The 19,517-nt window shown below is 44.8% G+C and carries 17 protein-coding genes and 1 pseudogene; 6 read left to right on the top strand and 12 right to left on the bottom strand.

The genetic code is table 11. The features are described 5' to 3' along the window. Positions 1-81: 81 nt before the first annotated feature. From nadE to ltnD, 7 genes are all read right to left on the bottom strand, one after another. Positions 82-2,172, bottom strand: coding sequence for an NAD(+) synthase (gene nadE, locus L3V31_RS04060; RefSeq protein WP_237314844.1), 2,091 nt, complete (start codon positions 2,170-2,172; stop codon positions 82-84). Between the two features lie 115 nt (positions 2,173-2,287). After that, positions 2,288-3,454, bottom strand: coding sequence for a glycerate kinase (locus L3V31_RS04055; protein WP_237314843.1), 1,167 nt, complete (start codon positions 3,452-3,454; stop codon positions 2,288-2,290). A 105-nt stretch (positions 3,455-3,559) separates the two neighbouring features. Next, complete coding sequence (locus L3V31_RS04050) at positions 3,560-5,014, bottom strand: TRAP transporter large permease subunit (protein ID WP_237314842.1); 1,455 nt, start codon at positions 5,012-5,014, stop codon at positions 3,560-3,562. Between the two features lie 162 nt (positions 5,015-5,176). Next, the gene (otnI, locus tag L3V31_RS04045) at positions 5,177-5,953 is read right to left on the bottom strand and encodes a 2-oxo-tetronate isomerase (RefSeq protein WP_237314841.1); all 777 of its coding nucleotides are present in this window, start codon (positions 5,951-5,953) and stop codon (positions 5,177-5,179) included. Next, positions 5,953-6,600: an aldolase gene (locus L3V31_RS04040; protein WP_237314840.1), complete on the bottom strand. Its 648-nt coding sequence runs from the start codon at positions 6,598-6,600 to the stop codon at positions 5,953-5,955. The genes otnI and L3V31_RS04040 overlap by 1 nt, the downstream gene beginning before the upstream one ends. 11 nt (positions 6,601-6,611) lie before the next feature. Next, on the bottom strand, positions 6,612-7,868 hold the full coding sequence (gene otnK, locus L3V31_RS04035) for a 3-oxo-tetronate kinase (protein WP_237314839.1): 1,257 nt from the start codon (positions 7,866-7,868) through the stop codon (positions 6,612-6,614). A 24-nt stretch (positions 7,869-7,892) separates the two neighbouring features. Continuing rightward, entirely contained in the window at positions 7,893-8,792 is a 900-nt protein-coding gene (gene ltnD, locus L3V31_RS04030) for an L-threonate dehydrogenase (protein ID WP_237314838.1), read from the bottom strand. Positions 8,793-9,072: 280 nt separating this feature from the next. Between ltnD and L3V31_RS04025 the strand changes: the two genes are divergently transcribed. Both L3V31_RS04025 and guaD read left to right on the top strand, forming a co-directional pair. Further along, positions 9,073-9,846, top strand: coding sequence for a DeoR/GlpR family DNA-binding transcription regulator (locus tag L3V31_RS04025; RefSeq protein WP_237314837.1), 774 nt, complete (start codon positions 9,073-9,075; stop codon positions 9,844-9,846). Positions 9,847-10,111: 265 nt separating this feature from the next. Then, the gene (guaD, locus tag L3V31_RS04020; protein ID WP_237314836.1) at positions 10,112-11,497 is read left to right on the top strand and encodes a guanine deaminase; all 1,386 of its coding nucleotides are present in this window, start codon (positions 10,112-10,114) and stop codon (positions 11,495-11,497) included. Between the two features lie 35 nt (positions 11,498-11,532). On the opposite strand, the gene L3V31_RS04015 is transcribed toward guaD, so the two are convergent. Further along, the gene (locus L3V31_RS04015; RefSeq protein ID WP_237314835.1) at positions 11,533-12,513 is read right to left on the bottom strand and encodes a carbon-nitrogen hydrolase family protein; all 981 of its coding nucleotides are present in this window, start codon (positions 12,511-12,513) and stop codon (positions 11,533-11,535) included. A 114-nt stretch (positions 12,514-12,627) separates the two neighbouring features. Here L3V31_RS04015 and L3V31_RS04010 point away from each other — a divergent pair, with 114 nt between their 5' ends. Next, positions 12,628-13,509: a LysR family transcriptional regulator gene (locus tag L3V31_RS04010; RefSeq protein WP_237314834.1), complete on the top strand. Its 882-nt coding sequence runs from the start codon at positions 12,628-12,630 to the stop codon at positions 13,507-13,509. Between the two features lie 24 nt (positions 13,510-13,533). On the opposite strand, the pseudogene L3V31_RS04005 reads toward L3V31_RS04010, so the two are convergent. From L3V31_RS04005 to L3V31_RS03990, 4 genes and pseudogenes are all read right to left on the bottom strand, one after another. Continuing rightward, a pseudogene (locus L3V31_RS04005) lies at positions 13,534-13,737 on the bottom strand (GNAT family N-acetyltransferase); the annotation flags it as partial. Between the two features lie 63 nt (positions 13,738-13,800). Further along, a complete protein-coding gene (locus L3V31_RS04000) occupies positions 13,801-14,121 on the bottom strand; it encodes a cysteine-rich CWC family protein (protein ID WP_237314833.1) in 321 nt (106 codons plus the stop codon). After that, positions 14,048-14,530, bottom strand: coding sequence for a PaaI family thioesterase (locus L3V31_RS03995; RefSeq protein ID WP_237314832.1), 483 nt, complete (start codon positions 14,528-14,530; stop codon positions 14,048-14,050). Before L3V31_RS03995 ends, L3V31_RS04000 begins: the two co-directional genes overlap by 74 nt. Before the next feature lie 193 nt (positions 14,531-14,723). Further along, positions 14,724-15,296, bottom strand: a complete 573-nt coding sequence (locus tag L3V31_RS03990; protein ID WP_237314831.1) for an SOS response-associated peptidase family protein — start codon at positions 15,294-15,296, stop codon at positions 14,724-14,726. 379 nt (positions 15,297-15,675) lie between these two features. Between L3V31_RS03990 and mrcB the strand changes: the two genes are divergently transcribed. The 3 genes from mrcB to L3V31_RS03975 all read left to right on the top strand — a co-directional run bounded on the left by mrcB (position 15,676) and on the right by L3V31_RS03975 (position 19,511). Further along, positions 15,676-18,018, top strand: coding sequence for a penicillin-binding protein 1B (mrcB, locus tag L3V31_RS03985; protein ID WP_237314830.1), 2,343 nt, complete (start codon positions 15,676-15,678; stop codon positions 18,016-18,018). Between the two features lie 106 nt (positions 18,019-18,124). Then, entirely contained in the window at positions 18,125-18,445 is a 321-nt protein-coding gene (locus tag L3V31_RS03980; RefSeq protein WP_237314829.1) for a DUF1840 domain-containing protein, read from the top strand. A 178-nt stretch (positions 18,446-18,623) separates the two neighbouring features. Beyond that, positions 18,624-19,511: a LysR family transcriptional regulator gene (locus L3V31_RS03975; RefSeq protein WP_237314828.1), complete on the top strand. Its 888-nt coding sequence runs from the start codon at positions 18,624-18,626 to the stop codon at positions 19,509-19,511. The last annotated feature ends 6 nt before the right edge of the window (positions 19,512-19,517 follow it).

Genomic DNA, 19,517 nt, shown 5'->3' with positions numbered 1-19,517 from the left:
AGCCCAGCCAGTTAAAGCCGATCCCACTATCAGAGCAAAAAGGCAAAGCGAGATAGCTGTTACAAACGATATGGGATTACGTTAGCAGTCTTTCGTCCCGCAATGATTCTCGATGAAGGCTAGCTCCTCTTGGTATCCAGAACTCAAAAGCGGAAAGCGTTTATAGGTTTTTGGATCCAAACTATTGAGTTCGATATGAAAACCCGGAGCCTGACGGTCGCGTTTCCATTGATTGCGAAACAGCAACTTAAAAAATTTGACGATATATGTGGCCATGGTTTGCTTGTCGACGAGTTCAAATTCTTCAGTCATCACCTCAAAAATATCACTTGGTGACATACCGGATTCTAACGTCAAAAAGACCATACGATCGAGCACATCATAAGGCATCAAATCCTCTTCATCACTTTGTTCTTCGGGGCGCAGCTCGGCCGTTGGACGTTGATTGTTGATGTAAGACAGCGCCTCTAACTTCATGATGTGATTACCAGTGCAATAAAATCCTTTTTGCTCTAGCCATACCAGTAGCTTGAGAATTCGGCTTTTAGTGACACCAGAGATAGGCGCTAGTACACCGGAAGAGTCACCATCCATTGTGCAGTAGCCTACCGCCCCTTCCGACATATTACTCGTCGTCAGCAGCAGTTTATTTTCAAGATTCGCAATGAACCAGATACTTGGTGAGCGCACTCGTGCCTGAATGTTTTGTAGCGCGATATCATGATCATCCCAATTGAGATCTAGGTTGGTTGCTTTTGATATCATCGACTCGTAATTCTTCACCACCTCGGCAACACTCAGGTTAAGAAATTTCGCCCCAAATGACTCCGCCACTTTTTGCGCCGCGGTATGAGTAACGGAACCACTGTTCGCACTGGCCTGATACGCGGTGGTTAACATGTTCACCATTATTGCCGACGCCGTATCCCTGACTAATTTCTCAAGCTTGTCTGTGGCCCCCACCTGTTTGAATTTACATATTTTATCTTCGGTCAAAAATTGACGCAGATGAACAGGCAATAAACACTCGTCACCTTTCTCTGTTTTGGTAACCAGCTCCCACAATTCCAGGATAACGGCTGTATAAACAGCACTTGCAACTAATGCAGAATCCGCGCCTCCGCTAAGAGAGAGGGCGTAGCCGCCAGTATGTGTTTTTCTAAGCCAATCACGTAAACCTATCGCAATCGCACGCAGTGCTTCTTCATGTTCTAGGTGTTCACTGTCTTCCCAAGGCTGATTTAGCGGCGGTACATGCAACTTGGGAGAGTTAGGAGATTGACCAAGTATGACTTTGATGACCGCCTCTGTATCAAAGTCATGCGTTTCATAATAACGCTGACTGTTATTAATTTGACCAATCTGACTGCGGGCTAAATCGACATCTGCTGTAACGACCTCCACATCGCTCATATGAAACCGTTCGCCTTTAGCAACCAAGCTGCCATCAACCGCAATCATCACACCTGCATCATAAATAGCCCGCCCAGATTCACAACCAGATAGGTTGGAATACACATAACATGCTGAATATACGCGGCTCGACTCTTCCACCAGTCGCTTACGAGTCAGTGATTTGCCAATCGCAAAGTGACTCGCGCTTGGGTTCGCAATGACTTCTACACCTTGATTGAAGAAACGTTCCGAAGTTCGGTCGGCAACCCAGGCATCCTCGCAGATTTCAAAGCCTACTTTGACACCGTTAACGCTGTAAACCAGATTACCAACACGCACAGGTGGTGTCCCCTCTTTGAGTATCACCGTCGCGTGTTTACCTCGAGTCCATGGCGTAAACCAACGTTGCTCATAATGAAGACCATTCGCGGCTAAATTACGCTTTAGAGAGATGCCTTGAATGCCCTCACGCGTAAGCAGCGCAACCCCATTGTAAACACGATTGTTGATCATCACGGGCAAGCCAACCGACACCGCCATACTAGCTGGAATCGATGGTAGTAGGTCGAAAACACTTTTAAGCGCCCGCTCAGAGACATGAGGACTATGGAAAAAATCTTCACAACCATAACCAGAAATGCACAACTCTGGCGTAATAAGAAGCTCCGCACCGGCTTCATGCGCTCTATTGATTGCTTTCTGAATGTTATGCAGGTTTCCACTCCAGTCCATTGGAGTCTGGTTTAAAGAGCATGAGCTAATACGCAGTTTCTTCACAATACTTCCTTCCCTAGACTTCTGGGCTTAAGTCAATATTCAGTAAGTATTAGTGATTAAAGTAAAAATGATCAAACGTAGCCTTAGTTTACTGAAGCTGAAAAACAAACCGTTTTTATTTTTTGCTGAGCGTTACTTGTGTTTGAGATAACATCGATAAATTACTTAATCTTGCGACATTTTCCGCAAGGTTTTCCAAGTTGATATCAGCTTCCTCTAACGCTTCTGGTAGGCTCATCGCACGTGAAACGCATACAAACACCGCATCAATGCCACACTCGTAAACTGCTTGATAGTTTTCCCCAGTGCACCCTGCAAGCGCAATGACTGGAAGATCAAATTGCTTCGCTACTTTCGCGACGCCCATCGGAGTTTTACCATGTATAGTTTGTTGGTCGATTCTCCCTTCACCAGTGAAAACGATATCAGCATCCGAGACATGTTCTGATAGCTTGACTGTATCTAAAACTATCTCTATACCCGGTTTCATACTTGAGGATAGAAAGCCCATTAATGCTGCCCCCATTCCGCCAGCAGCACCAGCACCTTTTTCCGTCAAAACATGTCTTCCCATGACCTGTTCCGTTAGCTCTCCAAATTTTTTCAAAGCGCCATCTAATAGTTCTATATCTTCTTTAGTAGCACCTTTTTGTGGCCCGAATACTTTAGACGCCCCCTCTTCTCCGCACAAAGGGTTGTCCACGTCGCATGCCACCAAAAAGTCACACTCTGCTAAGCGTGCATCAAGAGTAGAGTGATCGATGGATACTAACTCAACCAATCCAGCGCCATCAGGTGTAATTTCCTCACCGGCTTGATTTAAAAACCTCACACCCAGTGCGGCGAGCATACCAATGCCCCCATCATTCGTTGCACTGCCACCTAATCCAATGATAAAACGCTGAATACCTTTATCTAGTGCATCAAGAATCAGTTGACCTGTGCCAAAGCTACTAGTCCTTTTAGGATCTCGTAGTTCTTGTGGAACAAGATGCAAACCGCTTGCTTCAGCCATTTCGATCACAGCGGTTTCACGATCTCCAAGGATACCGTAATGAGCGTTTATTTCAGTACCTAGCGGTCCTTTCACTGAGACAACAACTAGTTCACCTTGAGTTGCATCAATTAACGCTTGAACAGTCCCTTCTCCACCATCGGCTACTGGTATAGTGACGAATTCGGCATCTTTCCAGACGCGCTTTAACCCTCTTTTAATCGCATCGCTGACTTGCTTAGCGGTCAAGCTCTCTTTAAATGAATCTGGGGCAATCACCACTTTCATTTTATTCTCCTGAAACAATAGTCTTTTAAACTATACAAAGGTAATAAAGAAACCCATATTGAAATTTCCAATATGGGTTTCTGGATTTATTGCTTATTTTTTATGTTATGCAATCGACTCTAGTGAGTTTGTTTTACTACTTTTGATTTTTACCGCAATAATAACGGCTGCAAGTACAGCGATTGGTACTAGTGGGTCGATGAAGGTACCACCTTTACCAAACACTAAGTTTAGTACCATGATGATTGACGCACCGATCGCCCATGCAATCGTTGACGATACAGTCCAAATCTTCAATTGATCTGTAAGCTCAGTAATACCTAGCGTACGGTTGATGATGTGGAAGTAAGAGTCATTTAGGTGAGAGAAGCCAACAGGGCCTACCGCACAAGCTAGTGCAACAAATACTGGATCTAGACCTAACGTCTCTACTAGAGGTAAAGTCATTGTAGCCGCAACCATCATAGACGCTGTTGCTGAACCTTGAATCAGGCGAAGCATTGATGCGATTGCCAATGGTACTAGTAGTGGTGGAATACCGCTATTAGCAATAGCTTCGGCAACCTGAGGACCAGCACCTGATGCTTTTAGTACTGCACCCATTGCGCCGCCACAACCTGTTACTACAAGGATTAAGCCTGTTGTAGATAACGCATCATCCATTGAACCAACCATATCTTTACGCTCAATCTTACGAGTCAGGCCATAAAGCGCCATCAGCACACCTAGACCAACCGCAACCACAGGGTTACCCAGTAAAGAAAGAACCGTGTGTAGAGCTGAATCACCTTTGCCAACTAACGTGTTGATTAGGATAAGTGCGATAGGGATCAGAATAGGACCGAAAGATAAGAAGTTACCTGGTAGTTCTTTGTCGTCTGTCGCTTTTACTTTCTCTAGGTTTGCCCAATCTGCCTGGTTCGTGATCCAAGTTTCACCGTTTGGTACGCGGTAGTATTCATTACCTACACGGCGGATGTAGATCATCGATAGCAGCATCATAGGGATTGATACCATCAGACCCCAAAGCATGTACTCCCCAAGATCTACGCCAAGAATACCAGCAACAGCCACTGGGCCAGGTGTTGGTGGTACAAGTGCGTGCGTGATCAGTAGACCTAGAGCAAGAGTGACACCTAAACCAACGGCTGATTTACCTGTGTCACGTGAAATTGCGCGAACGAGAGAGTGTAAAATGATGTACGCAGAATCACAAAATACAGGGATTGCCACGAGTACGCCGGTAAAACCAAGCGCAAGATCCTCACGACCTTTACCACAGATCTTCACGAAGGTTTTCGCCATGCGAACCGCAGCGCCAGAGCGCTCAAAACACGCCCCCATGATCACGCCAAATGCGATGATTAGGCCGATACCACCTAGAACGCCGCCGAAGCCAGCTTTGATCGCGTTAATTAGGTCAGTTGGGGCCATTCCAGCAAACAATCCCATGATGATGCTGGCAATAACCATTGCAAGTGCTACTGGGATACGCGTTTTTACGATCATCCCCATCATGGCAATGATGCCAATCACAATTCCTATCAATGCTCCGTCCATTTTTGTTTCCTTTGTCTCGTATTCTGTAGGGGTTGTGCTCGTGGGCTCTTAAGTGATACTCACAGCACATATTGTTATTTGTACTATTTAAACTTGTTGATTAAATTGACTTTATGTTTCCATCTGGCTTTGTTGAGCAAAGCGCTTTTTAATCATCTTCAGTTATAGGTAAGGCTTGACCCAGTCGAGCCCTTCCTCTGTGGTGTTTCTTGGATTGTATTCACAACCAATCCACCCTTGGTAACCTGAGTCATCCAATACATTGAACAGGTGTGGGTAATTCAACTCTCCTTCCGAAGGTTCGTGCCTTTCCGGTACAGAAGCGATTTGAATATGCCCCGTATAGGTCGCAACCTCACGAATAAGGGTGCTCAAATCACCGTCCATAATTTGCGCGTGGTAAAGATCCAGTTGCAGCTTCACATTTGGCCGATTGATCTGCTTAATTAACTCCACAGCGTCACGCTGATGAGCGATGAAGTAGTTGGGAACATCGCGGCTATTTAATGGCTCGAGCATAAGTTCAATGCCGTGCTCAACAAACTTGTCTGCTGCGTAGCGAATATTGGCGATGAACGTTTCTACGTGCTGCTCACGAGTAAATCGCTCATCTACAATGCCTGACATCGCATGCACCTTTTTACAATTCAGCTTGTTCGCATACATCAGCGCTGTTTCTACGCTGGCTTTAAAGTCATCTTCACGACCAGGGATAGCAGCAAAGCCTTTTTCTCCAGCGTCCCAGTTACCTGGAGGCATATTGAAGAGTGCTTGTTCGAGTCCAAATTGCTGCATTTTATCTGCCAATTCCTGCGGTTCATATGCGTATGGAAAAAGGTATTCCACTGCTTTAAAACCCGCGCGATGTGCTTTCTCAAATCGCTCCATAAACGGAACTTCTGTAAATAACAAAGTGAGATTTGCTGCAAATTTAGCCATTATTTACCTCTCCCTTTTAGGTCTTGGACCTCTGCATCCGTTAGGTAACGAACCTTTTTGTCTTTAAGAATGAATGCCAATTTCGCTGTTTCTTCGAGCTCTTCTGCATTATCCACCGCATCTTCAAAATCAGTACCGGTCACGACCGGGCCATGATTCGCCAGTAAGAATGCTCGGTAATCGCTTGCTCGTTGTGACAGTTCCTCTGCAATTTTGGGGTCGCCAGGACGCAGGTAAGGGATAACGGGTAGCTCTCCGATACGCATAACATAATATGGAGTAAACGCTTTTATCGCGTTGTCACGATCCACCCCTTCCAGACAAGATAGCGCGGTTAAGTAAGTTGAGTGCAGGTGCACAATCGCGTTGCACTCAGAGTTGTTGCGGTAAATTGCCAGATGGAAAGCCACTTCTTTTGAAGGCTTCTTACCTGAGATGTGATTACCATCGATATCCACTACTGATAACTCTTCTGCCACAAGGCGACCAAACGAAGAGCCTGTCGGTGTTGCTAGGAAGTGACCATTTGGTAATTTTATCGAAAGGTTGCCCGCACCACCGGTGGCATAGCCGCGCTCAAACATAGAACGCGCTAGTGTGACCATTTGTTCCCGAAGCTGTTGCTCCGTCTTCGAATTGTTGCTCATTCGTACCTCACTCATGCAAAGAAGGACTGTGCTTTAGCGAAAAAGTTTTCGTCGCCAAAGTTGCCAGATTTAAGTGCCAGTGAAAGCTCACCTTCTACCGACTTAACCCAAGGTACGCCGGGAGCGATTTGAGGGCCAATATGGAAGCCTTTCACTTTCAGACTTTGAGTTACGACACCAGAGGTTTCCCCTCCCGCAACAATAAAGTTCTTCACACCATTTGCTTGAAGCTTAATGGCTAACTTACTGAAGAACTGTTCCACAGCATGGCTTGAAGCTTGAGCGCCGTATTTCGATTGAATCTCTTTTAGCGTGCTCGTATCTGCCGTTGCGTAGACTAAAGGAGCAAGCTCGCTTTCGATGTTTGTCATTACCCAATCAAATACGACATCCGAGTAGTCCTCATTTGTCAGGCACGTCTCAACATCAATAGCAAAGTGGGGGGCTTGCTGCTTGTAAACCGAAACTTGTTGATTGGTCATCACTGAGCATGAACCAGAAAATACGACCGTTGGCGCTTTCACTGGTTTACCTGCTTGTTGGGCGCCGCTCTGATCTTCGAGCTGTTCAGCCCAGTTTTTAGCAAGCCCCGCAGCCAGACCTGAACCACCGGTAACGAGTTTTAGCAATTTAGCGGCTTGCCCAAGCGTAACCAGATGTTGGGCGTTGAACGCATCAACTACAGCATAACGATGACCTTGCTCTTTGAGTTCAGTAAAACGCTGAGTGACGGCTTGCGCACCTTGTTCAATCGTTTGGAAGTTAACCAAGCCGGTTGTACCTTTTGATTGAGCATTCATCATGCGGATCAGGCTTGAATCCGTCATCGGTGTCACTGGGTGATTGCGCATTCCTGAGTCACTTAGCAGCTCCTCGAACACAAACAGATGACCGTTGTAAACCGTACGACCATTGACCGGAAGAGCAGGACAAACGATCGTGAAGTCTTCACCAAGTTCAGCAAGTAAAGCATCAGTAACAGGGCCAATATTGCCTTCCGATGTACTGTCAAACGTTGAACAGTACTTGAAGTAGAACTGCTGACAGCCTTGTTCTTGCAGCCACTGAAGTGCAGCGACGGAGTCTTTGATTGCTTCATCCACCGGGCATGAGCGAGATTTCAGACTGATCACAACCGCATCTGCGTTTACGTCAATCTCTGTCGTTGGGATTCCGTTTAATTGCACAGTTCGCATGCCGTTTTCAACCAGAAAACCTGCAATATCGGTTGCGCCTGTAAAGTCATCCGCGATAACGCCTAATAACATATTTACTTCTCCACTTTAGAGGGCTTACTTTTCTGCGCCAGGCAACGTGATGCCATCAAAGATTTTAATCACCGCGCTGTCATCTTCTTGACCAAAGCCTTTGTTGCTGGCACTCACAAACATGTTCAATGCCGCGCTTGAAAGTGGTAACGGGAACTTAAGGTCTTTCGCTGTATCTGACACAAGGTTGAGATCTTTCACAAAGATGTCGACCATAGATTTTGGTGTGTAATCACCATCAACCACATGCTTCATACGGTTCTCAAACATCCAAGAATTACCCGCAGCGTTTGTGACTACGTCATACATAAGGTCAAGAGGGATATTCGCACGAGCCGCGAGTGCCATTGCTTCTGCGCCCGCAGCAATGTGAACGCCTGCTAAAAGCTGATGAATGATCTTCACTGTCGCACCCAGACCAATTGCTTCACCAATGTTGTACACTTTGGCTGCGGTTGCTGTGAGCACTGGCTCAAGCGTATCAAACGTACTTTGAGCACCAGATGCCATGATGGTCATTTCACCCGCTTCAGCTTTCACAGCACCACCAGATACAGGTGCGTCCAGCATGACTAGGTTGTGCTCAGCAAGTTTTGCTTCTATTTGCTTAGCATCTTCTGCAGAAATGGTTGCTGACACCATGACTGGCGTGTTTGGTTTTAATGCAGCTGCAAGACCTGTCTTAAACAAAACTGTATTTACTTGTTGTGCATTTACGACAAGGACCAGAACAGAATCCAGCTTATCGGCAAACTCCACCGCATTGGTTGAAACAGCTTTTGCGCCAAACTCTGCTAACTCTTCAAGAGCTTGGGGATTCAAATCAAAACCATAAACATCAAGACCTGCACGCACACAAGATTTTGCTGCGCCCATACCCATTGATCCTAAACCGATCACACCGACAGATTGAACTTCACTCATAGTAACAATGCCTTCTTGGTAAATATTGAACTGAATTTTGTTAATTCTTGTTTATTGGTTGTGATTATATGTGAAGGTTAACATCCGGACTCCGCTTTAAGTCACACTTTTAACAATTATTAACATCAAACTGATATTTTACTCGTTATAAGTGTAGTAACACCGTTGTTTTGAGTGAGTTCACATCCTTAACACTGTGAACGCAACATATGTTCACAGATATTCACAAACCAGAGAAAGATTGTTAGGATACTGAAAAACAAGAACATGAAGTGAAATAATGATTCCAGCAGAACGTCAAAGAACCATTTTGTCCCTTTTGTCACACCAAGAAGTCCTCAGCATCTCTGATTTAACAGAGCATCTTGGTGTATCACATATGACGATTCGTCGTGATATTGTGAAGCTAGAGTCTTCGGGGAAAGTAGTCTCTGTATCCGGTGGGGTGCAGCTTGCTCAGGTACTGCATAGTGAACTGTCACACGATGCGAAAGTGGAACAACAGGCTGATGAAAAAACTCACATTGCTCATATTGCCGCAACGTTAATCGATAAAGAAGCCACTGTGTATTTGGATGCTGGTACAACGGCGTTAAGCATTGCCCACCAAATTGTCGACCGAGATGATCTGTTGGTCATCACCAATGACTTTTCGATAGCGGCTTACCTAATGACTCATAGTCAATGTGAGTTATACCATACAGGTGGCAAGGTTGACCGTGAAAACCAATCGAGTATTGGTGGAAAGGTTGCAGAGTTCCTCGCGGGGATGAACATTGATATCGCCTTTATCTCTTCTTCTTCTTGGAGTTTAAAAGGACTATCTACACCCAATGAGGGAAAAGTATGGGTCAAAAAAGCCATTGTCAAAGCCGCTCAAACAAACTATCTGATCTCGGATTCTACTAAATATGGTCGTGTCGGTAGTTTCCATGCATTAGATATTGAGGAGTTTGATGGCATCATCACCGATCAAAACCTATCACAAGTCGTTAAAGTAGAGCTCATGGATAAAGGTTTGACCGTTCTTGATAAGCTACCCTCTATAGGTTGATAAAAGAGAATCAATATACAACTTGAGATCAAATATTTTATATCATTCACCAGTTTGGTTCGGATAATCCCCCTTTACTGGCAAATCATATGCTCTAAATCAGCAATCTATCTAAGAACAGAACGATTTTCCAAGCTGGCATACTTCTGGCTTATTCACTTTGCTTTTAATGGTTTTCGGTTGTTACATACACTACTCTATTGACAAGGGCTTACGAAGATAAGTCAAAAACCATGGGTATCAAACATATTCAATGGAGTGACTTATGAACCACAAATCGAACGTTCTATACTTAAAGAATACTGAACCATTTTCTTCTGACTCTATGCCGAAAACAATGGCGATACGTGCGAGCTTGCTCCACTTTCTCGAAGATCCCGCCAAGGTCATCAATCTCAAATACGCTTTTCAATATTTTGAAGACGGCCTACTAGTCATCGAAGATGGTCTCATCAAAGACATGAAAGCGTTCAGCGATTCAGATGTAACCCAATATGACGACATCGTGGATTATCGCGGCAAGCTTATCATTCCCGGCTTTATTGATACGCACATTCACTACCCTCAGACAGAGATGATTGCATCGTATGGTAAACAGCTTCTTGAGTGGCTAGAGAATTACACTTTCCCAACTGAGAAACAGTTTGAAGACAAAGTACATGCTAAGGTGATATCCCGATTCTTTATCAATGAGCTGCTAAAAAACGGCACCACCAGCGCTTTAGTGTTTGGCACGGTGCATCCACAATCCATCGATGCTCTGTTTGAAGAAGCGCTTGAGAAGAACATGCGTATTATTGCGGGTAAAGTCATGATGGATCGCAATGCGCCAGACTATTTACTCGACACGCCAGAGTCCAGTTACAAGGACAGCAAAGCACTGATTCAAAAATGGCACAACCACAAACGGCTTCAATACGCCATTACCCCAAGGTTTGCTCCTACGTCATCGCGTGAGCAATTGAGGGCTGCTGGCAAACTCAAAGCAGAGTTTCCCGATGTGTACGTTCAAACACACCTCTCTGAAAGCAAGAATGAAGTTGAATGGGTTAAGTCTCTTTTCCCCGAACACGAGGACTACTTTTCTGTCTACCAGCACTATGGATTGACTGGCGATCGTTCTGTCTTTGCCCATGCGATTCATCTCACTGATAGAGAGTGGGATGCTTTTGAGCACACCGATTCTGTCATCGCGTTCTGCCCTACCTCAAATCTGTTTCTTGGCAGCGGGCTGTTCGATTTAGATAAAGCGGAACAGAAGAATATACGCGTGGGATTAGGTACTGACGTGGGGGCGGGTACCACTTTTAGTCAGTTCCAGACGTTAAATGAAGCCTATAAAGTCATGCAGTTACAAGATGAAAAACTGTCAGTATTTAAAGGATTATATCTTGCGACGCTAGGTGGAGCACGTTCACTCAGTATTGATGACAAAGTCGGTAACTTTGAAATAGGCAAAGAAGCCGATTTTGTAGTCTTAAACTGGGCTTCAACTGACTTGCAAACACTGCGACAGCTGCATGCTAAAAGTCTAGAAGATAAGCTGTTCGCTCTGATGATTTTAGGTGATGAGCGAAACGTGGACGCAACCTACGTCGATGGTAAGTTGGCCTATTCTTCAACCGATCACTTAGTAACTTCCCTAACTTAAAGCGAAATCCCCCAAACATCTGATGGGGGATTTTCTCACTCGGCTTCCTTGATGCGGATAGAAGTTTGCGGTTGTCTATTTACGTTCAGTGTAAATATATCTGGGCGGGAGTAATGCCCTGCAACATCGAAAGAGCGTCTAGCAGCAGCGACTTTATCAGTATCAACGTCGCAATAGAGAATGCCTTCCTCTGCATGCAGTGGAGCAACTAAGGTTTCACCGCCGGGAGCGATGATGGTGGAGTCTCCGCCATTAACCCACTCATCTGTATCAGGATAGAGGGTTTCTTTTTCAGGGAAGTCATCTGGCAAATCACTGGCTCTCAAAAGGTTACCACTGCCGACAACATAGCACCTGCCCTCTCGAGCAATATGGCGTAGGCTTTCAGTCCAGTCCGAACCACTGTCATAAGTAGGCGCAATGTAGATTTCGACGCCTTGTGCGTAAAGAGCATAACGTGCCAACGGCATGTAATTCTCCCAGCAAAGTAATGCACCAATCCTTCCAACAGGCGTGTCTATTACTCTCAATCCGGTAGCATCACCAAATCCCCACACCATTCTCTCGGGATTGGTAGGCATCAGTTTCCGATGCACATTGATTAAATTACCCTCATGACAAATCGTGATGTACGTATTGTATAGCGTTGTTCGGCTGATACTGGAGTCTCGCTCATTAATGCCACATACGACCGTGACGTGATGACGTTTTGCCGCTTCGTAAATCGGATCCAAGTCCGTTGAACTTAAATCAACAGCGTTACTCATTAAACGTTGATAAAGGCTGTCCGTTGTCCCCCAGTCTTTTCCAGGGCGCAGACGCCACAGCCAGACAGGATAGCCAGGAATAAAGGCTTCAGTAAATACAACAAGTTCTGCGCCATTATTAGCAGCAGATTGAATACTTTCAACCACCAGCGCAATGCTCTGCTGCTTATCTAAAAATCCAGATGCACGTTGAACCACAGCTAACTTTTTCATGACAGCACCTCCCTCAGGAAATCTATTCTTGCTCAATTAGCGAGCGAAACTCTTCTATGTGTAATAATCAGTGTAGATGTGCAAAAATTAAAACGTTATCCCCAAAAAATGCCCATTAACTGTGTAAAAATGCACACAAGGACGGTTTGTATGAACTGGGATGATCTAAAGATATTTTTGGCCGTCGCTCGCCGTGGTTCTGTCAGTGGCGCTGGCGCTGAGCTTGGAGTACAACACTCCACCGTTTCAAGACGCCTTCGAGCAATGGAAGACAAGCTTGGCGTGCGCTTGGTAGAGCGTATTCAAGGAGGATACGGACTGACACTCGCGGGTGAAAAACTCAGAGCAACAGCCGAGCGTGTAGAGCGAGAAGTACTCAACGCTGAGGATATGTTGTTAGGCCAGGATAAACTTCTAAAAGGCACTCTGCGAGTCACGGTCGTTCACCACATCGCGTACGCTTTTTTCCTCCCTATCTTCGCTCGCTTTCATCAAACGTACCCGGACATCGATCTGGAAATACAATCTTCGAACACTTACTTGAGTATGCAGCATCGAGAGACTGACGTTGCACTGCGAGTCACTAATAATCCTGCTGAAGTGCTAATTGGGAAGAAGTTAATCACTTTCGCATCAGCGATATACGGCAGTAAACCCTATTTAGAGCATTTAAAGAAAACGGGCGATAAGCCGAATTGGATTGGAACTGAGTGTTGTGACTTTCACCGAGCCTGGACTAAAGAGGTTTGCCCAGAAGGAAAACACAACTTCACCATTGACGATACAGGATTAGCACATATGGCCATAAAACAAGGAGTTGGACTCTCTTTCCTGCCTTGCTTTATCGGGGATTTTGATAATGATTTGGCCCGCTACGAAGAAAAGTTCTCTGCTTTCTATGGTCTGGATTTGTGGATGTTGCTCCACGAAGACCTAAGACATACTGAGCGCGTACGAGCGTTTCGAAATTTCGTCATTGAGGAAGTTGAAAAGCAACGCGACACACTGGAAGGTCGTTTGAGACCAATTTAATCCCGCACTATTTCATAATGGCGTAACGCTATCGTTGTCATAAGCTAAAAAGACCTTTCTGGAACCAGACTGAAGATCAGCCTCTACCGCTTTCCAATAAGATTCGACTTCTTTCTCATCAATCGGAGTTAAAAATCCAACCGAGGCACCACTTTCTATACAATCAGTTAGAAGCTCATGCAATTGAGCAACCACACCAGAGATTGAACTGACTTCTTTTATTTCCAATTAACTTTCCTTGTTTAGACGAGCATGCTCAGTTCACTCAATAAACCGAGCTGCCAACTTGTACTAACGGTCTTTAATTCTGTCCTGATACTTTAACGCGCATACCTTGCAAATACATGCCTTCCTTCGCTTTTCTTCCGGAACTTGGGAAAGAAGCCCTTCGGGAAACTTAATCGCTGGGTCATTACACCAACACGATTTAGTGATATCTTTATCACCTAAATTGATACATGAATTCGGCAGCCCACACAAAGGACAAGCAAGCGGTTCTGGCGTGACAGATTTGATTTTCAAACAATGCCCTTTTATTTTATGCCTTACTCGCTGCAAACCAGCTATTGGGTACTTTGACCGCGGTAACCTGACTAGTACAACAGAGAACATCGCCAGAATAGAGTTCGCAGTTTACTGTCATCTTATTTCCTTTGATGTCTTCTACGATAGCCACCAACTCGACATCTTTATCAATGGGTACTGGCTTGAGGTAGTTAACTTCTAACTTTCCTGTCGCGTACCATACCGCTTCACCTGAACCAATTTCTCGTCCCTCTAACTGATAGCCTTTGGCAATTGCTGTGCAAATACAATGACAATCAATAACAGTGGAAATGATCCCACCATTGAGGAACTGTGTCGGTCCTGCACAGTGATGAGAAGACGGAAAAAATGTACAAGCGGATTTATTTTCCCCAACCCAATGGCTCTTAATTTGCAAGCCAGATGGATTAGATGGGCCACAACCAAAACAGTGGTTATTTGGTATCTGATCTTGAAACGCTTTTCCTTGCTGCATGCTTCCTCCTGAAACCTATTATTATCAATTTTCGAGTTGCTGACTAATTTTGCACTAAGCATGGCACTTTCATTTATATTGAACAAGCGTAGAGCCAAGAATTCAAAGACTTATCAAAAAAAGCCGCGCATTAGCTTTGCAGTATCTAAGGGAATAGCTATCGTCTGCCGATACTCTTTAATAAGTGGCCTCCCTAAAGAGCATCAGCCGTTTTTACGGTCAAGGTTTCATTAAATTGATTGTCTAGCAGCTTATATACAATCTTGCCCTCACCACTTATCCAACTCAAGACAGCCTCGTCGGGAATCAATAACGGCATGCGGTGATGAAATTCACTGCATTGTTCATTTGGCTCAGCTGTTAATGTGACAAGGTCTTTCCCATCATTCAAAGCGATGCCTGCCATATACAAAACATCACTCTCGCCAAGACTGAACAGATACTTAACCTTTTTTCCGCTTTCTTCTCGCCATTCATACCAACCCGAGCACGGGACGATGACTCGGTTGAACTCGAATGCGTGAGCAAATGTTGCCTTAACCGCGACTGTTTCAGCTTTGGCGTTAATAATGAGGTGACTCGCCCAGTCGGGTTGTATTCCCCAAGGTAAGTCGAGCTGTTTTAGTTCGCCGTGTAAAGATCCCACGGTAGATACAATCTGAGTCGGCTTGAGATCTTTATTGGTCTCCGCTTTAAAACGGATTCCGAGTTGCTCGGAAACAATTCGACAAAGCGGTTCATTAATGACATTTAACCTGCCACACATATCACACTCCTAACAAACACCTATGTGACACAAATTATAGTTACTTTCTGACTCAGCATTTTTCCATACATGAGCATCACCGAAACTCCGGCGTTAAACCTAAAATACAGATATTAAACATGAGACCTATCAGTCAGCTATATCCTACAAATTTGGATTTGAGCCCAAATATTCCCTCGAATTAAAGCCACAGAATTTCAAAAATTGAATAGCCTGATTAAATTAGCGCTTTACGACACAGATTCCCAAATCACTCACTACGACACCACCCGACTCTTTTTAGTGTTCCTACATTGAGACTGTTAACGTTTTAATGACATAAACGAACAAACATCAGGCTACGCTTCACGGCTATACTTAACGCGTAACATAAATAAAGATGCCTTCTAACACTCCATCTCCACTATTGAAAACACTCTGGTTCCGCCGTCTGATTCAAGTACTCTTCGCCGGCGCTGTATTACTCCTTATAGCGATTATTTACTTCGGAGTGCAGTTCAACAACCTGGTCGCGAGCAAGTTTGAAGGCCAAATGTGGCAACTACCTAATGTTGTCTATGCGCGTCACTTGGTGTTAAGCCCTGCTATGCAGGTTACCCAGAAAGAAGTGCTCAGTGAGTTGGAGCAGCTCAACTACCGTAAAGTCGCACAGCCAACAAAGAGTGGTGAATATAGTGTCTCTGGTCAGACAATAAGGCTGATTCGTCGACCATTTATTTTTCCTGAAGGTGAGCAACCAGCGCAGCAGGCAAGCATTCGATTTAATGGTAAACGCATAGTTAAGATCACTGATGAAACATCAGGGTATGATCTTGGCGTGTTGCAGATTGAGCCGCAAATTTTAGGTATGCTTGATGGCGATGATACTGAAAAGCGCTTATATGTACCTAAAGATGACATGCCTGATACATTAGTCGCTGCGTTACTTGCTACAGAGGATCGTGATTTTTATCAGCATGATGGTGTATCCCCAGTCGCTATTGCCCGCGCTTTCGCAGCAAACGTCACTGCGGGTCGTAATGTTCAAGGTGGAAGTACCTTAACCCAACAGCTAGCGAAGAACTTATTTTTAACTCGCGAACGCAGTTTTGTTCGCAAGCTTAAAGAGGCTTACTTAGCGGTGATCATGGATTATCGCTACAGCAAAGATCAGTTACTCGATGCTTACCTAAACCAAGTCTATTTAGGTCAAAACGGTCAAAATGCCATTCACGGCTTTGCTTTAGCATCACGACATTATTTTGGTCGACCATTGTCGGAGCTGAGTCTTGACCAGCAAGCTTTACTTGTCGGCTTAGTAAAAGGCCCTTCTTACTACAACCCTTGGCGTTACGCTGAACGAGCAAAAGCTCGCCGTGACTTAGTGCTAAAAATGATGGTCGACACCGGAGATCTGGAAGCGAGTGATTACGAACGCGCGATTCAGAAACCATTGTCACTGGTTGTCCAGGGTAAAGGAAGTACCACTGAGCCTCCTTACTTTGACTACATAAAGCTATCACTGAAAGAGAATGACATCGACTACAACAGTGGTCGCGGTTTGCGCCTTTTCACGACCTTCGAGCCTAAAGTGCAACGTCAGGCAGAAGCTGCGATCTACAACGTTATGCCAAAGTTAGAAAAGAAAGCAGGTCAATCTTTAGAAACCGCAATGATCGTTGCCGATAAACGAAGCGGTGCCGTTCGGGCTATGATTGGTAGCCGCCAGCCTAATTTCCATGGATTTAATCGAGCGATAAATGCCGAGCGTCAGATCGGATCGCTGATAAAACCAGCTGTTTATGTCACGGCATTAGCACAGCCAGAACACTACGCTTTGGGAACGAATCTAGCGGATAAACCCATCACCATACAAACACAAAATAATGAGAAGTGGTCACCACGAAACTACGATCGCCAGTATCGTGGTCAGGTCAGTCTCTACCAAGCTCTTGCTCACTCTTACAATGTGCCAACCGTAAACCTCGGTATGACTATTGGGTTAGACAAGGTAACGAACACCTTAGTGTCATTGGGTGTCAAGGAGACTCAAGTCCCTCAAGTACCATCGATGTTACTGGGGTCATTAGCCCTTTCACCTCTGAATGTCACTCAGATGTATCAGGCGTTGGGGAATCAAGGTAAAAAAAATAATTTGTACGCACTCAATGCGGTGCTCGATGAACATGGACAAGAACTTTATCGTCATAACGCTCAGCAAGAAAAAGTGTTAGAACCTGAGGCTGCTTGGCTGATTGAATATGCAATGGAGCAAGTCGTCGAACAAGGGACCGCTCGTTACTTAAATCAGATAGTGCCTGACAGTGCCCATCTTGCGGGTAAAACTGGCACTTCTAATCAAGGTCGCGATAGCTGGTATGTCGGGCTTGATAACCGAGATGTCGTCACTATTTGGGTAGGGCGTGACGATAATAATTCGGTCGCCCTAACAGGCTCGAGTGGCCCGTTACGTATCTATGGTGATTACCTTAAAAAAGCTGGCTACCAATCCATAGAACAAACCAAGCCAGAGCAGATTGGGCTGGCCAAATACAGCCCAGACACCCAAGGTGGATTGAGAGAAAGCTGTTTTGGCGAAGTCAGTTTACCGGTTTGGGATAACACCGGAAAAGCGGGCTCAAATTGTTTGCAGCCTTTGGAAGATGGTCTAAAGGAAATTGGTCGCGGATTAGCAGAAGCACCGAAGCAGATCGGTGGGTTCTTCAAAAGCTTGTTTGATTAGACAGGGGAGAGTAATCGCTTTCCGCTCCCCCAAAAAATTAGCTCTACTATTTAGGCAAACTCCGGTTAAACTGATTTAATATAACTAGGAAAAACTGGAGTAAACCATGTTGATTACCTTTCGCTGTAAAAGCCATGCCAATATCACCATGTTCGGCGATATTGGCCTTAATATGATAAAAATGATGGGCCACAGCGGCACAGTCCCTGGAGCCATCCTTGCTCAAGATCTACCCGAAGCACTAGCGAAGTTAACCGCTTCGTTAACCAAAGCAGCAGAAGAAGAGAAAAAAGCAGCCCAAGAAGCAGACGATGATGACGAACAATCTGAATCAGTCGTGTCGATAGGTCATAGAGCGATGCCGCTTGTTGAATTACTCAAATCTGCCATTGATGATCAATGTGACGTGATGTGGGACAGTCAGTAAATACGTCCTAGGATTTTGTCAAAAATCACTAAAGAAGCATTAAGAACTGTGATCTTAATCTTCTCTTAAATGCTTTTCTCTTCGTTATAAGCAAAAGTGATTGTAGCCTCTATTTCAATCGCCAGAATGTATATTACACTCTGTTTCGTTCTCACCATAAACCTCATGGAAACGTCACGTGGACATCAAACGTCTTCAGTACTTTGTAGCCTTGGCTAAAAATGGCAACTTTACCAAAACAGCCGACCAACTGGATATTGCCCAATCGGCACTCAGTGTTAGCATGCAGAAGTTAGAGAAAGAAATCGGTCTTAAGTTGATCAATCGAAGCAGCAGACAAATTCAACTTACCTCTGATGGCATGAGGTTCCTGTTCCATGCTCGGAGGATTTTGGAAGACGTTGAACTCGCTCAGATTGAAATGGATGAGCTGAAAGGACTCGAACGCGGAAAAATCGATTTTGGTGTTTCTGCAATGCTTGGGTCTTATTTTTTCCCTGAAGCACTGTCTGCCTTTAACCAAGCTTATCCCAACATTCGCATTCATATACAGGAACACGGCACAGCAACACTAGAAAAAATGCTACTAGAAGGTGCTTTAGATTTGGCATTTGTCCGTACAGATAAACCAATCGATCAACTAAGATATGTCTCGTTGTGTCCCGAAGAAATCGTCGCCTGCGTTAATGAGAGTCACCCATTTGCCCAATTATCAAGTGTGACTCTGGAACAATTCTGCGAGCAACCCCTGATTCTGTTTCGGGAAGGATATTTGCTGCGTGAAGCCGTTAGTCGTTACTGCCGAAAGCACAGTTTAAAACCAGATATACGCTTTGAAACCAACCTGATAGAACTCGTGAAAGCCTTAGTGAAGGAAGAGGCTGGAGTCAGTACATGCCTAAGACGAATAGTGCAGGAAAATGAGCCGCTGGTTTGCGTACCATTTAATCCCGCGCTTAAAGTTGAATTTGGCATTGGCTGGAAAAGCAGCCACTACCTGTCTAATGCATCGCGTGCGTTTTTGAAGTTTATGGAAGAGTGGTATCAACCAAAAAGAATCAAATAGCGTGTT

Source organism: Vibrio sp. J1-1 (genome assembly GCF_021728395.1).
Lineage (GTDB): Bacteria > Pseudomonadota > Gammaproteobacteria > Enterobacterales > Vibrionaceae > Vibrio.
This window is presented reverse-complemented; position numbering and strand designations above follow the sequence as displayed.